13 protein-coding genes are annotated in these 14,651 nt (G+C 57.4%); 12 read left to right on the forward strand and 1 reads right to left on the reverse strand.

Features of this window, described 5'->3' with window-relative positions:
* Positions 1-7: 7 nt before the first annotated feature.
* The gene (locus tag VE23_RS23470; protein WP_049869318.1) at positions 8-463 is read left to right on the forward strand and encodes a DinB family protein; all 456 of its coding nucleotides are present in this window, start codon (positions 8-10) and stop codon (positions 461-463) included.
* 129 nt (positions 464-592) lie between these two features.
* Here VE23_RS23470 and VE23_RS23475 read toward each other — a convergent pair whose 3' ends face one another.
* Complete coding sequence (locus tag VE23_RS23475; protein WP_049869320.1) at positions 593-1,339, reverse strand: SDR family NAD(P)-dependent oxidoreductase; 747 nt, start codon at positions 1,337-1,339, stop codon at positions 593-595.
* A gap of 130 nt (positions 1,340-1,469) precedes the next feature.
* Between VE23_RS23475 and VE23_RS23480 the strand changes: the two genes are divergently transcribed.
* The 11 genes from VE23_RS23480 to opp4C all read left to right on the forward strand — a co-directional run bounded on the left by VE23_RS23480 (position 1,470) and on the right by opp4C (position 14,642).
* Entirely contained in the window at positions 1,470-2,366 is an 897-nt protein-coding gene (locus VE23_RS23480) for a LysR family transcriptional regulator (protein WP_049869321.1), read from the forward strand.
* 125 nt (positions 2,367-2,491) lie between these two features.
* Entirely contained in the window at positions 2,492-4,255 is a 1,764-nt protein-coding gene (locus tag VE23_RS23485) for a glycoside hydrolase family 13 protein (RefSeq protein WP_084781640.1), read from the forward strand.
* Positions 4,256-4,609: 354 nt separating this feature from the next.
* A complete protein-coding gene (locus VE23_RS23490; RefSeq protein WP_048745068.1) occupies positions 4,610-5,818 on the forward strand; it encodes a branched-chain amino acid ABC transporter substrate-binding protein in 1,209 nt (402 codons plus the stop codon).
* Positions 5,819-5,903: 85 nt separating this feature from the next.
* Positions 5,904-6,887 (forward strand): branched-chain amino acid ABC transporter permease, encoded by a 984-nt coding sequence (locus VE23_RS23495; protein WP_048745067.1) that lies wholly within the window; start codon positions 5,904-5,906, stop codon positions 6,885-6,887.
* 9 nt (positions 6,888-6,896) lie between these two features.
* Positions 6,897-8,177: a branched-chain amino acid ABC transporter permease gene (locus VE23_RS23500; RefSeq protein WP_049869838.1), complete on the forward strand. Its 1,281-nt coding sequence runs from the start codon at positions 6,897-6,899 to the stop codon at positions 8,175-8,177.
* Between the two features lie 24 nt (positions 8,178-8,201).
* Positions 8,202-8,987, forward strand: coding sequence for an ABC transporter ATP-binding protein (locus VE23_RS23505; protein WP_049869322.1), 786 nt, complete (start codon positions 8,202-8,204; stop codon positions 8,985-8,987).
* Positions 8,984-9,688 carry an ABC transporter ATP-binding protein gene (locus tag VE23_RS23510; RefSeq protein WP_049869323.1) on the forward strand — a complete coding sequence of 235 codons (705 nt, stop codon included), beginning with the start codon at positions 8,984-8,986 and terminating at the stop codon, positions 9,686-9,688. Before VE23_RS23505 ends, VE23_RS23510 begins: the two co-directional genes overlap by 4 nt.
* Before the next feature lie 93 nt (positions 9,689-9,781).
* Complete coding sequence (locus VE23_RS23515; RefSeq protein ID WP_049869324.1) at positions 9,782-10,687, forward strand: ArsR/SmtB family transcription factor; 906 nt, start codon at positions 9,782-9,784, stop codon at positions 10,685-10,687.
* 203 nt (positions 10,688-10,890) lie between these two features.
* A complete protein-coding gene (locus VE23_RS23520) occupies positions 10,891-12,660 on the forward strand; it encodes an ABC transporter substrate-binding protein (protein WP_048745065.1) in 1,770 nt (589 codons plus the stop codon).
* Between the two features lie 75 nt (positions 12,661-12,735).
* A complete protein-coding gene (locus VE23_RS23525; RefSeq protein ID WP_049869325.1) occupies positions 12,736-13,689 on the forward strand; it encodes an ABC transporter permease in 954 nt (317 codons plus the stop codon).
* A gap of 17 nt (positions 13,690-13,706) precedes the next feature.
* Positions 13,707-14,642: an oligopeptide ABC transporter permease gene (opp4C, locus tag VE23_RS23530; RefSeq protein WP_049869326.1), complete on the forward strand. Its 936-nt coding sequence runs from the start codon at positions 13,707-13,709 to the stop codon at positions 14,640-14,642.
* Positions 14,643-14,651: the final 9 nt, after the last annotated feature.

Raw genomic sequence — 14,651 nt, forward strand, 5'->3', positions numbered from 1 at the left:
AACCCGAATGAAGACGATTAAGAGCATGATGGACCATCTGTACTGGGCGGACGGACGAATCCTGGACGCGCTCGAGGAGAGCGGGACGAACAACAAGGACCTTCTGAAGCTGGTTCGGCACATCGCGGTCGCGGAACAAGTCTGGCTGTCCCGGCTGCAAGGCAAGGGCAGCGCGCACTATACGTTGTGGGAGGTTGAGGAAAACCTGTCGGCCATTCGGACGATGTTCCAAGAAAACGCCGTGCAATACCGCGTCTATATCGATGAGCTTAAGGAATCCGAGTTGGACGGGGTGATCGACTATGCGAACCAGAGCGGGGTTTCATACCGGGCATCCGTCCGGGACATCCTGCTGCAGGTTCTCCTGCACGGGCAATATCATCGGGGACAGATCAACCGGGCACTTCGGATCGAATCGGCAGAGCCTGTCCCGGTCGATTACATCCTGTTCGCGAAGCTTTAACAGAGCCGAACAATAATAGGCAAGCGATGACAACACTGTACTCCAGCAGCTGGTGCACGCGAAAAGGAAAGCCCGCAAACTGGCAGTTGCCGGAATGCGCGCTTTTCTGACCTTTTAACGCTTATGCGTTTATTTGAACGATGCGTATCCTTGATCGACCATGACGACACTGCCATTGATGGCGTCAGCTTCCTCAAGCGACAGCAGGTACACCGAGCTTGCGACGCTCTCCGGCTTGGTCAGCTCGCCCCCCATGACCTTGGCTTTCATGCTGTCGAGCAGGCCGGATCTTTTGTAGCCTTGGATAATCGGCGTGTCGACCGCTCCGGGAGCGACGGCGATGACGCGGATACCGTGCGGGGCAAGCTCGAGAGCGGCCGATTTGCTCATCATGATGACGGCGCCTTTTGTCGCATGGTACGCGAAGGTTCCGGGGGAAGCGAGGAAGCCGAATACGGAAGCCGTATTGATGATGGCGCCTTTGACGCCCAGCTCCTTCATCTTGCGGCCGGCCTCGATGATGCCGTAGGCGACGCCGTGCTGGTTGACGGCAATCGTTTTATGATAAAGGTCCATGTTCTGGTCCAAAACCGGACCTGCGCCGCCGATGCCGGCGTTGTTGAACATGACTTCCAGGCTGCCGTAAGTGGCGACAGCTGTTTCCACCAGATTTTTCACGCTTTCCTGAGAGGAAACATCGACCTGGACAAAAGCCGCTTCGCCGCCGCCGTCGCGGATGAGCTCGACCGTTTCGCTGCCGCCGGCTTCGTTGAAGTCCGCCACGATGACCTGATCACCCTTGGATGCGAATTTGAGCGCGGCCGCCCTGCCGATGCCGCTGGCTCCGCCTGTAATAACCGCTGTGCGTTTGGACATGATAACAGCCTCCTGTATGTTCTGAATCGATGCCGTTCCATTTCTGCTCCATTGTATCTCTGTCTCCGGAAAGCGTATACTTCCTATTGGTCAAGCTGCCTTAACCTGGGGTTAACGAAGGGGTTTCAACATGAATTTCGATCAGCTGGAAATGATAACTGAAGTTGCGAGAACGGGAACGGTGTCGGAGGCTGCCGCTCAGCTTCATCTCAGCGCAGCCGCCATCAGCCGCGCCATTACGAGGCTGGAGCAGGAGCTGGGCGTGCAGCTGTTCGTGCGCTCGCGCACGGGAGCCGCCATAACGGAGGAAGGGCGCCGGATCGTCAGACTGGCGGAGCGGATTCTGGGCGAGGCGGAAGAGCTGCTTGCCGAGGCGGGGAGATGCCAAAAGCTGGTCAATGCGAAAGTGCGCATTTCCACTGTCCCGGCTCCTACCTGGCTGCTCGTCCATGCTTTGCTTGAGCTTAGAGAGGATATTCCTTCGCTGGAGCTGGAGATCGGGGAAAAGGGCACTCAGGAGGTCATTGAGGATATTCGTCAAGGCAAGGCGGATATCGGCCTCATCGTGTCCGAAGCCGATGCGAAATACCCGGATATAAGGCTGGAGAAAATCGCCGACGGCCAGATGGCGCTTGGAGTCGGCAGGGAGCATCCCCTGGTGTCGCGTGCTTCCGTAACCATGAAGGATTTGGAGCAGCTGCCCCTGGTCATCTATCCGGACAAACATCTTGAAGCGATCATTGCCGCATTGGGACCGGCGGCCAAGGTGCTGTTCCGCACAAACAACCGCGATGCGCTCCTGCTGGCCGTGCGAAGGAATATGGCCGCCACCCTCGGGACGGATTACTCCTTCCGCGGCATCCAGGAAGAAGCCGGTTCGGATATCATCGCGGTGCCGCTGTCGATCCAGACGGACTCGGATCTAAGCCTATGGCTGGTCAGGCCGCGCGACCGCAAGCCGTCCCAAGCGGTCCGCCTGCTGGCGGGAAGGCTTCGCAGACTGCTGAAGAAGCGCATGCAGGAATAGGCGGCGCGACCGGCGTCAATCATGAAAATGAGGCTTTTTCCACTCCTTTGAATTATGCTATAATTGCTTTTATGCAAACGTTTGTACAAAGAAAATTCCGGTCTATATAAGAGGAGACAAGCACCATGCAAACCGCATCCATTCAATGGTGGAAAGAAGCCGTGGCCTATCAGATTTACCCGCGTTCCTTCATGGACAGCAACGGAGACGGAATTGGAGATCTGCAGGGCATCATCTCCAAGCTCGATTATCTCAAGGGGCTGGGCATCGGCATCATTTGGATCTGCCCCGTCTTCAAATCCCCGAATGACGACAACGGCTACGATATTTCCGACTATCAGGATATCATGGCCGAGTTCGGCACGATGGAGGATTTCGATCTCCTGCTGGAAGAAGTGCATGCCAGAGGGATGAAGCTTATTCTCGACCTGGTCATCAACCACACCTCCGACGAGCATCCATGGTTTATCGAGTCGCGCTCCGGCAAGGAGAATCCGAAGCGGGACTACTACATTTGGCGTGATCCTGCGGCAGACGGCAGCGAGCCGAACAACTGGGAGAGCATCTTCAGCGGCCCGGCATGGGAATTCGACGAGAAGAGCGGACAATATTTCATGCATATCTTCTCCCGCCGCCAGCCGGATCTGAACTGGGAAAATCCCGAGGTTCGCAAAGAGCTGTACGGAATGGTCAACTGGTGGCTGGACAAGGGCATCGACGGCTTCCGTGTGGACGCCATCTCGCATATCAAGAAGATTCCGGGACTTACGGATATGCCGAATCCCGACAATCTGAAGTATGTCCCTTCCTTCGACGGGCACATGAATCGCGAGGGAATCCATGAGTTTCTGAAAGAGCTGAAGCAAGAGACGTTCGCGAAATACGATATCGTCACCGTCGGCGAAGCCAACGGCGTCAAGGTTCAGGATGCCGAGGTATGGGTGGGCGAGGACAACGGCGCTTTCAACATGATTTTTCAATTCGAGCATCTGGGCCTATGGAACAAAAGCGTTGCCGGAGGCATCGATCTGGCGCAGCTGAAGTCCACGCTTACCCGCTGGCAAAAAGGGCTAGAAGGAATGGGATGGAACGCTTTGTTCCTGGAAAACCACGACCAGCCGCGTTCCGTATCCACCTGGGGCGACGACAGCGTCTATTGGAAGGAATCGTCCAAGTCTCTGGCGACGATGTATTTCCTGATGCAGGGAACGCCGTTCATCTATCAGGGCCAGGAGATCGGCATGACGAATGTCCAGTTCCCTTCCATCGATGATTACAATGACGTAGCCATCAAGAACCTGTACCGGTTCGAAACGGAAAACGGCATGAGCCATGACGAAATCATGCGGATCATCTGGAAAACCGGACGCGACAACTCCCGCACGCCGATGCAGTGGAGCCGGGAAGAGAACGGCGGCTTCACGGCCGGAACGCCATGGCTCAAGGTCAATCCGAATTATTCGGAGATCAACGTCGAGCAGGCGATGGAGGATCCGGATTCCATCTACCATCATTACAAGCGCCTGATTCGGCTGCGTGCGGAAAATCTCGCCGCCGTATACGGGACTTACGACCTGATTCTGGCCGACCATCCGCAAATATACGCCTATACGAGAACCTATGGAGACGAGAAGCTGCTCGTTCTCTGCAATCTGTTCCCTGTCGAGGCGACCGCACAGCTTTCTGAGGAATATGCCTTCCGCCCTTCCGAGCTGCTGCTTGCCAATTACCTGACGGATGCCGAAGAGAATATCGCCGAAATCGCGCTGAAACCTTACGAGTCCAGAGTGTACAAGCTGGTCGGCGTGCAGGGGAGCGCAGGCTTTGCAGCCGGAATGAAGCCTCCTGCTGCAGCGGATGGCCAATCGTCCATCACCGAAACGGTTTAGTTCCTAAACAGCCTTCGACAACGAAAGACCTTCATCGTCCCCGATTTAGTCGGAAGACGGCGAGGGTCTTTATTTGCGTTGAAACCATTCCATGGCCCAGCAGAATTTGTTGGCAAAATCGGATTAATGATATAAATAATCTTCGTTTCAATAATAATTTGAAATTTCATTCCATAAATGAGATGGATAACTCTTCCTGTTAATATCCCGTTCCCTATTTATGGGAATTATATTTTTACAAACTGTAAAAGGATAGGTTACACCGGATTGCTGAACGTCATCTTCGTAGGTATACTAACCTTGCGTTCGTCACATATGCGTCAAGTAATATTACACGAAACGGGAGGGCAATGAATGAAATCAAAGGGGATTGGAAAAGGAAAAGGGCTTGCCGCGATTGTTCTGGTGATGGCATTGGCAGCCGGATGCGGCTCCGGAAACGGCAATTCGTCATCGAATCAAGAGAGCGGGGCCAAAAGCGGCGGACAGGTCATCAAGATCGCTTCGCAGTCTCCGCTGTCGGGCGGAAGCTCGATTCAGGGAGAGGCGATCAAGCTCGGAGCCCAGCTGTCGCTCGACGACCACAAGGACGAGTTCTCCAAGCTGGGCTTTACGCTTGAGCTGGTCCCGTATGACGACCAGAGCGATGCCAAAAAGGGTGTCGCCAACGCCGAGCAGATCGGCGCCGACCAGGCCGTCGTGGGCGTCATCGGCCATCTGAATTCCGGCGTTTCCATTCCCTCCTCTGTCGTCTATGAAAAATACAATCTGCCGATGATCTCGCCCGCCAGCACGGCGACGGAGTTCACCGACCGCAAGCTCAAGGTGGCCAACCGCGTCGTCGCGCGCGACGACTTCCAGGGCCCTGCCGGAGCCCAATACGCAGTGAAGACGCTGAATGCCAAAAACATCTTCGTCATTCAGGACAAGACGGCTTACGGCCAGGGACTGGCCGAAGCTTTCCGGGATGCGGCCAAGGAAGCGGGAGCATCCATCGTCGGGTATGAGGGCATAACGGTCGGTGAGAAGGATTTCAACGGCGTGCTGACGACCGTCCAGAGCAAGAAGCCGGATCTCATCTTCTTCGGAGGAATGTACGCCGAAGGCGCCCTGCTTGTGAAACAGGCGAAGGACAAAGGGATCACGGCCCCGCTCATGGGCGGCGACGCGCTGGATTCCTCCGGCATGGCGGACATCGCCGGACCGGATGTCGCCGGCACCTTGTACAGCTCCGTCGCAGGGGACATAACGAAGTCCAACAAAGAGTGGGCGGACAGCTACCAGGCGAAATTCAGCAAAGGACCGGAAGGCTACTCGGTTTATGCCTATGATTCGATGTCGGTCATGCTTGCCGCCGTCAAGAAGAGCATCGAGGACAACGGGGGCAAGCTGCCTGCCCGCGAGAAGATCCGGGATGCGGTGCGGGCGACGAAGGACTTTGAAGGCGTAGCGACCAAAGTGAGCTTCGACGACAAAGGCGACAATAAGTATGCCAAGGTGTTCATCTACAAATTCGAAGGAGCTTCCTATCCGGGCAGCATGATTTCGGAAGTCAGCCAGTAGCAGCCGGACAAGCCGTGCAGGCGTGCGCGATTCCCGCAAGGAACCGTTCCGCGCCTGCTTTTTGAATCGGAGAGGAGCCCATAAGATGAACGACATCCTGCATACGCTTCCCCAGGTGCTGATCGACGGCTTGGCGCTAGGAGCCATTTACGCGGTTGTAGCGCTGGGCTACACGATGGTATATGGAATTCTTGAGCTGATCAATTTTGCGCACGGAGAAATTTTCATGACGGGCGCTTTCGTCGGCACGGCTGTGCTGCTCGCTGCCCAAGGAACGGGACTCGCCGCCAGCCTGCCGCCGTGGCTGTTCTATCTGCTCATCATGCTAATCGCGATGATGTTCACCGGCGCGCTCGGGGTGGGCATCGAGCGGGTGGCTTACCGCCCGCTGCGCAAGGCTCCGAAGCTGATCTCTCTCATTGCCGCTTTCGGCGTCTCCTTCGTTCTCCAGGACGTCGTCCGCTTCATCGCAGAGCTGCGGACAGGCAATTATATCGTGAGCAGCAGCTCCCTTTACGGGGAGCGGATGAGCCTGCCCGCCTCCTCCATCAGCAGCCTATTCGGCGATGCGACCGTCAAAACCAACACCCTCATTATTCTCGGCGCGGCCCTGCTGCTCATGGTCGCCCTGGACCGGTTCGTCAACCGGAGCAAATGGGGAGTTGCGATGAGAGCCGTTGCCCAAGACCGCGAGACGGCATCCCTCATGTCGATCAATGTGAACAAGGTCATCGTCCTGACGTTCTTCATCGGCTCTGCGCTCGGCGGAGCTACCGGCGTGCTGTTCGCCCAGCAGTACGGAACAATCGATCCCTATATCGGCTTCATTCTCGGCATGAAAGCGTTCACGGCAGCCGTTCTGGGAGGTATCGGCAACATCCGCGGCGCGATGTTCGGCGGCTTCGTCATCGGCATTCTGGAGATGTTCGCCTCCTCGAACCTCGGGACGCTGACCGGCGGCAGCTTCGGAGCCGAATACAAGGACGTCTTCGCCTTCTCCATTCTCATCATCGTCCTGATCTTCAAACCCGAGGGCTTGTTCGGCAGAGCCGTCAAAGAGAAAGTGTAGGTGGCGGATATGGAAATCAATTCAACCCGCGAGAGGCTTGCCGGCAGCAAGTCCCTGCAGGCCGGGCTTCTGGCCGCTTTTGTCGTCGTGACATCCGGTGCCGTCTATCTGATGGACAAGTCCGTCCTCGCATTCCTGCTGCTGCTCGGCTCGCTGCTGCTGCTGTATTACACCGGCTTTTCAAACGGCATCAAGTGGGCGTCTGCCGGCATCCTGCTGCTGCTGGTCATTCCCTTCGCGGCCTCCGGGGGATCGTCGCACGAGGCTTATATGGAAGTCGCGGCTCAATGCGGCATTTATGTCGCCATGGCGCTCGGCCTCAACATCGTCGTCGGCTTTGCCGGCCTTCTGGATATGGGCTTCGTCGCCTTTTTCGCGGTCGGAGCGTACACGTACGGCATCTTCGCCACAGCGCAGGCGAACAATTTCATTCCCGGCAGCCTGTTCCCGCTCCCGGGCGGCAGCTTCTGGATCTTCATCCTGCTGGGCGGCTTCATGGCCGGCATCTTCGGCATTCTGCTCGGTCTGCCCGTGCTTCGCGTCAAAGGCGACTATCTGGCCATCGTCACGCTTGGATTCGGGGAAATCATCCGGATCATCTTCAACAATATGGAGAAGCCGATCAATATCACCAACGGCGCCATGGGCCTCTCCTCCATCCAGCCGCCGGATTTGTTCGGCTTCAAGTTCACGTTTCCCCATCAATTTTACTTTATCGTGATCGGGATTCTTGCCGTTGTCATCTTCGCGGTGCGCAGGTTGGAGCATTCCCGGCTCGGTCGATCGTGGAAGGCCGTCCGCGAGAACGAGATCGCCGCGCAGTCGATGGGCATCCCTTTGATTCGGACCAAGCTGACCGCCTTCGCGATCGGAGCGTCCTTCTCCGGCATGATGGGCGTCGTATTCGCAGCCAAGCAGACCTTCATCGATCCGACGAGCTTCACGCTCGTGGAATCCACGACCATTCTCGTCATGGTCGTGCTGGGCGGAATGGGCAGCGTGCCGGGGGTGATATTGGGAGCGAGCCTCGTTACGATCCTGAATCTGCAGGTGCTGACCGAACTGACGAGCGCGCTGAACGCCCTATCCAACAACGGCTACATCGGGATCCCTACGGCGTTGTCTCCTTCCAAAATGCAGCGGCTGATTTTCGGGCTGATCCTGATCCTGTTCGCGATATTCCGGCCGAACGGCCTGATCCGGGCGCGCAACCGCAAAGTCAGTCTGGAATCCGTCGCGGGAAGCGGCGTCTATCCGGCGCCTGCCGGCAGGGCGGCCATCCGCAAATGAAGAGTTCGATAGGGGAGGTGCCTCATGGCGATACTGACGGTTGCAAGTCTCAAAAAGCGCTTCGGCGGCCTCGTTGCCGTCAATGGAGTTGATTACAGCTTCCCCAGTGGAGAAATATCTGCGGTCATCGGTCCAAACGGGGCAGGGAAAACGACCTTTTTCAATCTGATCACCGGCATCTATGTTCCGGACGGGGGCCGCATCGAGCTGGGCGGGAAATCCTTGGTACGGGTCAAGCCGCATGTGATCGCAAAGCTCGGCATCGCGCGGACGTTCCAGAACATCCGTCTGTTCGGAAGCATGAGCGTCCTGGAAAACGTCATGGTCGGCATGCATATCCATCTCAAGTCGGGGACGCCCGGCACTATTCTTGGATGGGGCAAAGTGCGCCACGAGGAGCAGGAAGCGAGGCGGGAGGCTTACCGGCTGCTCCAGTATGTAGGCCTTGAAAGGCACTTCAACGAGGAGGCGTCCAGCTTGCCCTACGGCGCGCAAAGGAAGCTGGAGGTCGCCCGGGCTCTTGCCGTCCAGCCGAAGGTGCTGCTGCTGGACGAGCCGGCGGCGGGGATGAATCCGCGCGAGACGGCCGAGCTGACTGTGCTGATCCGCAGGATGCAGCGGGAGCTCGAGCTGACGATCATCCTGATCGAGCACGACATGAAGCTGGTCATGCAGCTGGCCGAGCATATCCTCGTGCTCGATCATGGGGAGAAGATCGCGGAAGGAGGCCCGGCCGCCATCCGCAACAATCCGAAGGTCATTGAAGCCTATTTGGGCAAAAACGCCGTGGAAGAGGGGGTGATGGCATGAGCTTGCTGGAGCTGAACCGGGTGCAGGCTTATTACGGAGGAATCGAAGCGCTGAAGGGAATATCGCTGACCGTCGGCGAAGGCGAGATCGTCACCTTGATCGGATCCAACGGAGCCGGCAAGTCCACCACGCTCAAGTCGATATGCGGACAGGTCAAAACCTCGGGAGAAATCCGCTTCAAAGGGGAGGCGATCTCCTCCTGGCTGCCCCATCAGATCGCGGCCTCCGGCATCGCCCACGTCCCGGAAGGCAGAAGGATTTTTCCAAAGCTTACGGTCAAGGAGAATCTGGAGATGGGGGCTTTTTCCGTCAAGGACAAAGCTCTCGTCAAGGAAAGAATCGAGCAGGCATTTGCTTATTTCCCCAGGCTCAAGGAAAGATACCGGCAGGCGGGCGGCACGATGAGCGGAGGGGAGCAGCAGATGCTGGCGATCGCCCGCGGACTGATGATGAAGCCGGATATCCTGCTGCTCGACGAGCCGTCGATGGGGCTGGCGCCTGTGCTTGTCGATCAGATTTTCGAAATCATCCAGGAGCTCAACGCGTCCGGCATGACGATTTTGCTCGTGGAGCAGAACGCCTACCACGCGCTGCAAATCGCGGATCGGGGCTATGTCATCCAGACCGGGGAAATTACGATGCAGGGCAAGGCGTCCTCGCTCATCGCCGATGAGCAGGTCAAAGAAAGCTACTTGGCCTGAGGCTTGATTTTTGGCTTGCAGAACAAACGGTTTTTCGTGTAGAATACGCCCAAACTGGTATCTTTAAGGATAGCGCAAAAAGGGCGTGCCATTATGACCTATCAAGTCCACATCATGTTCAAGCCGCTGCATGAAGCGATGAGCAGTCTGCACGCTTATATATGCCGCAAGTCCCATAAAAAGCTCGATCTTCCGTCCTCATGGGCGGCGGAGGTCAGAGATCGGCTCACGCCGGAATTCGCCGCGCTGCTGGACGAGCTGGCGATCGACGCCAACTGGAAGTTCACCTTTTTGCTGATCCACCTGTGTCCCGCGGATGACGCCGCGGGCTTCGTCGCTTGGCTCCGCGGGCTGAGCGCAGGAGACATGTACGAAATGATGGCGCCCTACAGCAGCCAGTTCCCGGAGGATATGGCGGCGTTCAGGGAGCTGACGGCTTCCGTCTTCTCCCGCTGGCAGGAGCAATATTTCCACTCGGCCGATCCGGCGGTCCTGGAAAGGCTGAGGCAAGTAGAGAAGGAGCGGAACGCGGTCCTGCCCGGGTCGGAGGAGAAGGCTTTCGTCGATGAGACGACCAACGGTCTCGTGTTCGAGACGGTGCCGGGACTGGAGGATCTGGTGCTTATCCCCCAGATGCATTTCCAGCCGGTCAATATCATCAGCCATTTCCGCCGGCTTACGATCTGCTACTATTCCGCCAGAATCGATATGAGCGAGGAGGACTTCCTCTCCGCCCATGATTTCCGCGTCATCCGAACCCTCGGCGAGAAGAGCCGGCTCAAAATTCTCCGTTACCTGCATGGAGGACCGCGCAGCTTCATCGAGATCGTCAGACATCTGCAGCTGTCCAAGGGGATTACGCATGACCATGTCGGCAAGCTGCGGAGCGCCGGGCTCATCCACGCCCATTTCGAAGGGGAGACGCTGACCGTGTACAGCCTGCGGCAAGGGACTCTGGAGAGGATGCAGGCGGCTTTGAAAGCCTATATCGAAGGCTGAGCCGAACCCAACCATTTTAGATTCGATGTCACGATCGACTGGAATGGTTCTTTTTGTGGCCTCGTAGATTCTTTGTATGGAGAAAATATTTAAAGTTCTCTCTTTACAGAACCGAACAAGGCTCCTATAATGGGGATAATTCAGTAATTCATACTTAATCAATCGGAATTATACACTACTATTCGATTGAGCGGGAGGGTCTTATGAAAAAAAGAACGACAGTCTCTGCATCCATTTCCATCTTGCTGGCAGGAACGCTGCTGCTGTCCGCATGCTCGGACAACAGCGGCAACGGAAACAGCGCCGCCAATTCGGGCGGAGCAACGGGATCCACGAACACAGCCGTGAACGCAGGCGCGGACAATGCAGGCGGCGCCTCGACGGACGGAGCTGCGGGAGCGATCCAGGCAGCCGACCTATCCAAGCTTCCGGCGGCAGCCAAGCAGCGCACCGACACGATCATCGTCGGCCTGACGGATCCGAGCGGCGCCTTTACGCCTTACTTCCAGCAAAGCGGTTATGACGGCAACGTATCCTCCCTTCTGTACACCCCGCTCGTTCTCGTGAACGACAAGGCGGAGCCGATCCCGGGTCTGGCCGAGAAATGGGAAGCCTCCGAGGATGGACGGACGTATACGTTCCATCTGCGCCAGGGACTGAAGTTCAGCGACGGCTCGCCGCTTACGGCCGAGGATGTCGCCTTCACCTGGACGATTCTGAACGACAAGTCCTATGACGGCGACTCGCAGGTGAACACTCTCGGCATCAAAGGCTCCGACGCTTATAAAGAAGGCAAGGCCGCTTCCATCGAAGGCATCAAGATCGCGGATCCGCAGACGATCAGCGTGACGCTGGAGAAGGCCAATGCAGCCGCGCTGACGACGCTCGGCGGCGATGTGCTGTCCAAGGCATACTACGGCAAGGACTACAAACAAGGCGACACGGGATACATGAAGTCGCTGAGCACCACTCCGGTCGGCACCGGGCCTTATAAGCTGGTCAAGTTCACGCCTGGGCAGGAAGTGCGCTTCGCAGCCAACGAGAACTATTATGGCGACAAGCCGAAAACGCCGAATTTCATCTACAAAACATCCGAAGGCGACACTTGGCAGTACCTGGAGACCGGAGAGGTCGACTACGCCTCCTTCAGCGCCACCCAGGAAAACATCGACAAGCTGAAGTCTCTCGGATTCGTGAATATCGTTCCGTATACGCCGAGCACATACGGTTACCTGCAGGTGAACCTGGAGCATGAAGCGCTCAAGGACAAAAAGGTGCGCCAGGCGCTGACCTACGGCCTCGACCGTCAAAGCATCTACGTGGATGCGGCGCAGGGAGCGGGCAGCATCGCCAACATTCCTTCGTCCCCGATCTCGTGGGCGTACACGGAAGAAGGCATCAACCCGTACAAGTACGACCTGGACAAAGCGAAGTCGCTGCTGGACGAAGCCGGCTGGAAAGAAGGCGCTGGCGGCATCCGCGAGAAGGACGGCAAGAAGCTGACGATCCACTATCTCGGCTCCAAGAGCAAGAACACGGATATCTTCATCGCCGTAGCCAAAGAGAACTATCAGGCGCTGGGCGTGGAATTCCAGCCGGAAATCTTTGCCGACTTCAACTCTCTCGTCTCCAAGGTGGAAGGCGGGGATTACGATCTCGTCTCCTTCTCGACTCCGATGCTTACGGATCCTTCGGACGGCCTGATGCAGTTCGTGGATGGAGAGGTCAAAGGCTACAGCAACCCGAAATTCACCGAGCTGTACAAAAAAGGTCTGGAGACGACCGACATCGAGCAGCGCAAAGCGATCTACAAGGAAATCTACCAGCTGCTGAACGACGAGCTTCCGGTCATCTTCACGAGCTACAAGAAGAGCGTGTACGCGTACAACGCCAGGATCGAGAATCTGGCTGTGAGCCCGTTCTACGGCCTGGCGGCGAGCCTGCCGCAATGGTCGCTCAAGGACGTCCAGTAATCGTTTCGCTGCGATAAAAGAATCCATCCCCTGCCGGGCTGAGCGCGGCAGGGGATGACCTGTTAAGGAGCCGATATGAGCACATATTTGATCCGCCGCCTGAGCTATATGATTCTGATCCTGCTGGCAGCCTCCTTCCTGATCTTCTCGCTGTATGCCTTGACGCCGGGCGACTTCATCAGCGGGAACATCAAGCTGACGCCGGAGCGGAAGGCAGAGCTGCGCGAGATTTACGGCCTCAGCAAGCCGCTGATGGAACGGTACCTCACCTGGATGGGCAACGCCCTGCACGGCGACTTCGGCTACTCGCTCGCGCAGCAGAAGCCGGTGCTGACGATTTTCAACGAGTACATCTGGAATTCATTCCTGCTCGCCGTCGTGTCTACCTTCCTCACCTGGTTCATCGCCGTCGTCATTGGCGTCATCGCGGCGTACAAGCAGTATTCCTGGTTCGACACGATCGTCATGCTGGTCATATTCGGAGCGATGTCGATTCCTTCTTTCTTCATCGGCCTGTTCCTGATCAAGATTTTCGCGGTCGATTTCCACTGGCTTCCGCCGGGAGGCATGACGACGACAGGCAGCAATGCGACCGGCTGGGCTTATGCTCTTGAAGTCATCCGCCATATGACGCTGCCGGTCGCCGTCATGACGCTGCTCGGCCTCGGCTCTCTGACGAGATACTTCCGCAGCAATATGATCGATGTCCTCAAGCAGGACTATATCCGCACGGCGCGGGCCAAAGGGCTGACCGAGCGCAAGGTGCTGTTCACCCACGCGCTGCGCAACGCCCTGCTGCCGGCGATTACGCTCGTCGGCTTTGAGCTGCCGGCTCTGTTCGGAGGCTCGCTTATCATCGAGAGCATCTTCAACTGGCCGGGCATCGGCCAGCTGTACATGAAGTCGTTCGGCTTGCGCGATTATCCGCTGCTCATGGGCTTCACAATGTTCCTGGCCGTTCTGACCGTCATCGGCACGCTGCTGTCCGACATTCTGTACCGCGTGGCGGATCCGCGCGTCAAACTCTAGGAAGGAGGCTGTCATTCATGTCACTAGCAAAAGGCGAGCTCGCCGGACCGGGCAAGGCCGGCGCGAAAGCGAAAGCGGCGGCGAAGTCCTCGCTCTGGAGCGATTCTCTCCGCAGGCTGCTGAAGAACAAGCTGGCCGTATTCGGCTTTGCCGTCGTCGTCTTCATGTTTGCGGTCTGCTTCCTCGGCCCCATGTTCTCTCCGTACGCGGACAACAAGATCAATATGGCGCTGATGAACAAAGCCCCAAGCGCCAAGCACTGGCTGGGCAACGATGCGCTCGGCAGGGATGTGCTGACCCGCGTGCTCCAGGCGGGCCGCATCTCGCTCACGGTAGGACTGGCATCCATGGTGCTGTCCGTCTTGCTGGGCGGCCTGCTCGGCATCATCGCCGGCTATTACCGCGGCGTAGCCGATCAGATCATCATGCGAGTGGCGGATCTGCTGCTGACCATTCCCAGCCTTCCCCTGCTCTTCATCGCAGGCGCGCTCCTCTCGGAATGGAAGGTTCCTCCCGACTACCGGATGTACATCGTCATGATCATGCTGGCGATCGTCGGCTGGCCGGGACTGGCCCGCATGGTCCGGGGCCAGATTCTCAGCCTCCGGGAACGCGAGTTCATGCAGGCGACGACGGTGCTCGGCCTGCGCAGCCGCCGCAAGCTGTTCAACCATCTGTTTCCCAATCTGGTGCCGCTGCTGATCGTCATCGCCACGCTGAATATCGGCGGCGCGATTCTCAGCGAGTCCGTACTCAGCTTCTTCGGCCTCGGCGTCACGCCGCCGACTCCGACCTGGGGCAACATGATCGACGCGGCCAACAACATGATCGATTTCGAGAAGCGTCCTTGGCTGTGGATTCCGCCGGGTCTCTCCATCTTCGTGACGGTAGTCGCCATCAATATTTTCGGCGACGGTCTGAGGGACGTTCTGGACCCGAAAAAGGGAAGGTAGGTGCGGGTC

Source organism: Paenibacillus sp. D9, from assembly GCF_001188365.1.
In the GTDB taxonomy this organism is placed as follows: Bacteria; Bacillota; Bacilli; order Paenibacillales; family Paenibacillaceae; genus Paenibacillus_O; species Paenibacillus_O humicus.

Bases quoted from the DNA above. Each gene is read 5' to 3' on its own strand.
- VE23_RS23470 (WP_049869318.1), top strand. From the start codon at position 8: ATGAAGACGATTAAGAGCATGATGGACCATCTGTACTGGGCGGACGGA.
- VE23_RS23475 (WP_049869320.1), bottom strand. From the start codon at position 1,339: ATGTCCAAACGCACAGCGGTTATTACAGGCGGAGCCAGCGGCATCGGC.
- VE23_RS23480 (WP_049869321.1), top strand. From the start codon at position 1,470: ATGAATTTCGATCAGCTGGAAATGATAACTGAAGTTGCGAGAACGGGA.
- VE23_RS23485 (WP_084781640.1), top strand. From the start codon at position 2,492: ATGCAAACCGCATCCATTCAATGGTGGAAAGAAGCCGTGGCCTATCAG.
- VE23_RS23490 (WP_048745068.1), top strand. From the start codon at position 4,610: ATGAAATCAAAGGGGATTGGAAAAGGAAAAGGGCTTGCCGCGATTGTT.
- VE23_RS23495 (WP_048745067.1), top strand. From the start codon at position 5,904: ATGAACGACATCCTGCATACGCTTCCCCAGGTGCTGATCGACGGCTTG.
- VE23_RS23500 (WP_049869838.1), top strand. From the start codon at position 6,897: ATGGAAATCAATTCAACCCGCGAGAGGCTTGCCGGCAGCAAGTCCCTG.
- VE23_RS23505 (WP_049869322.1), top strand. From the start codon at position 8,202: ATGGCGATACTGACGGTTGCAAGTCTCAAAAAGCGCTTCGGCGGCCTC.
- VE23_RS23510 (WP_049869323.1), top strand. From the start codon at position 8,984: ATGAGCTTGCTGGAGCTGAACCGGGTGCAGGCTTATTACGGAGGAATC.
- VE23_RS23515 (WP_049869324.1), top strand. From the start codon at position 9,782: ATGACCTATCAAGTCCACATCATGTTCAAGCCGCTGCATGAAGCGATG.
- VE23_RS23520 (WP_048745065.1), top strand. From the start codon at position 10,891: ATGAAAAAAAGAACGACAGTCTCTGCATCCATTTCCATCTTGCTGGCA.
- VE23_RS23525 (WP_049869325.1), top strand. From the start codon at position 12,736: ATGAGCACATATTTGATCCGCCGCCTGAGCTATATGATTCTGATCCTG.
- opp4C (WP_049869326.1), top strand. From the start codon at position 13,707: ATGTCACTAGCAAAAGGCGAGCTCGCCGGACCGGGCAAGGCCGGCGCG.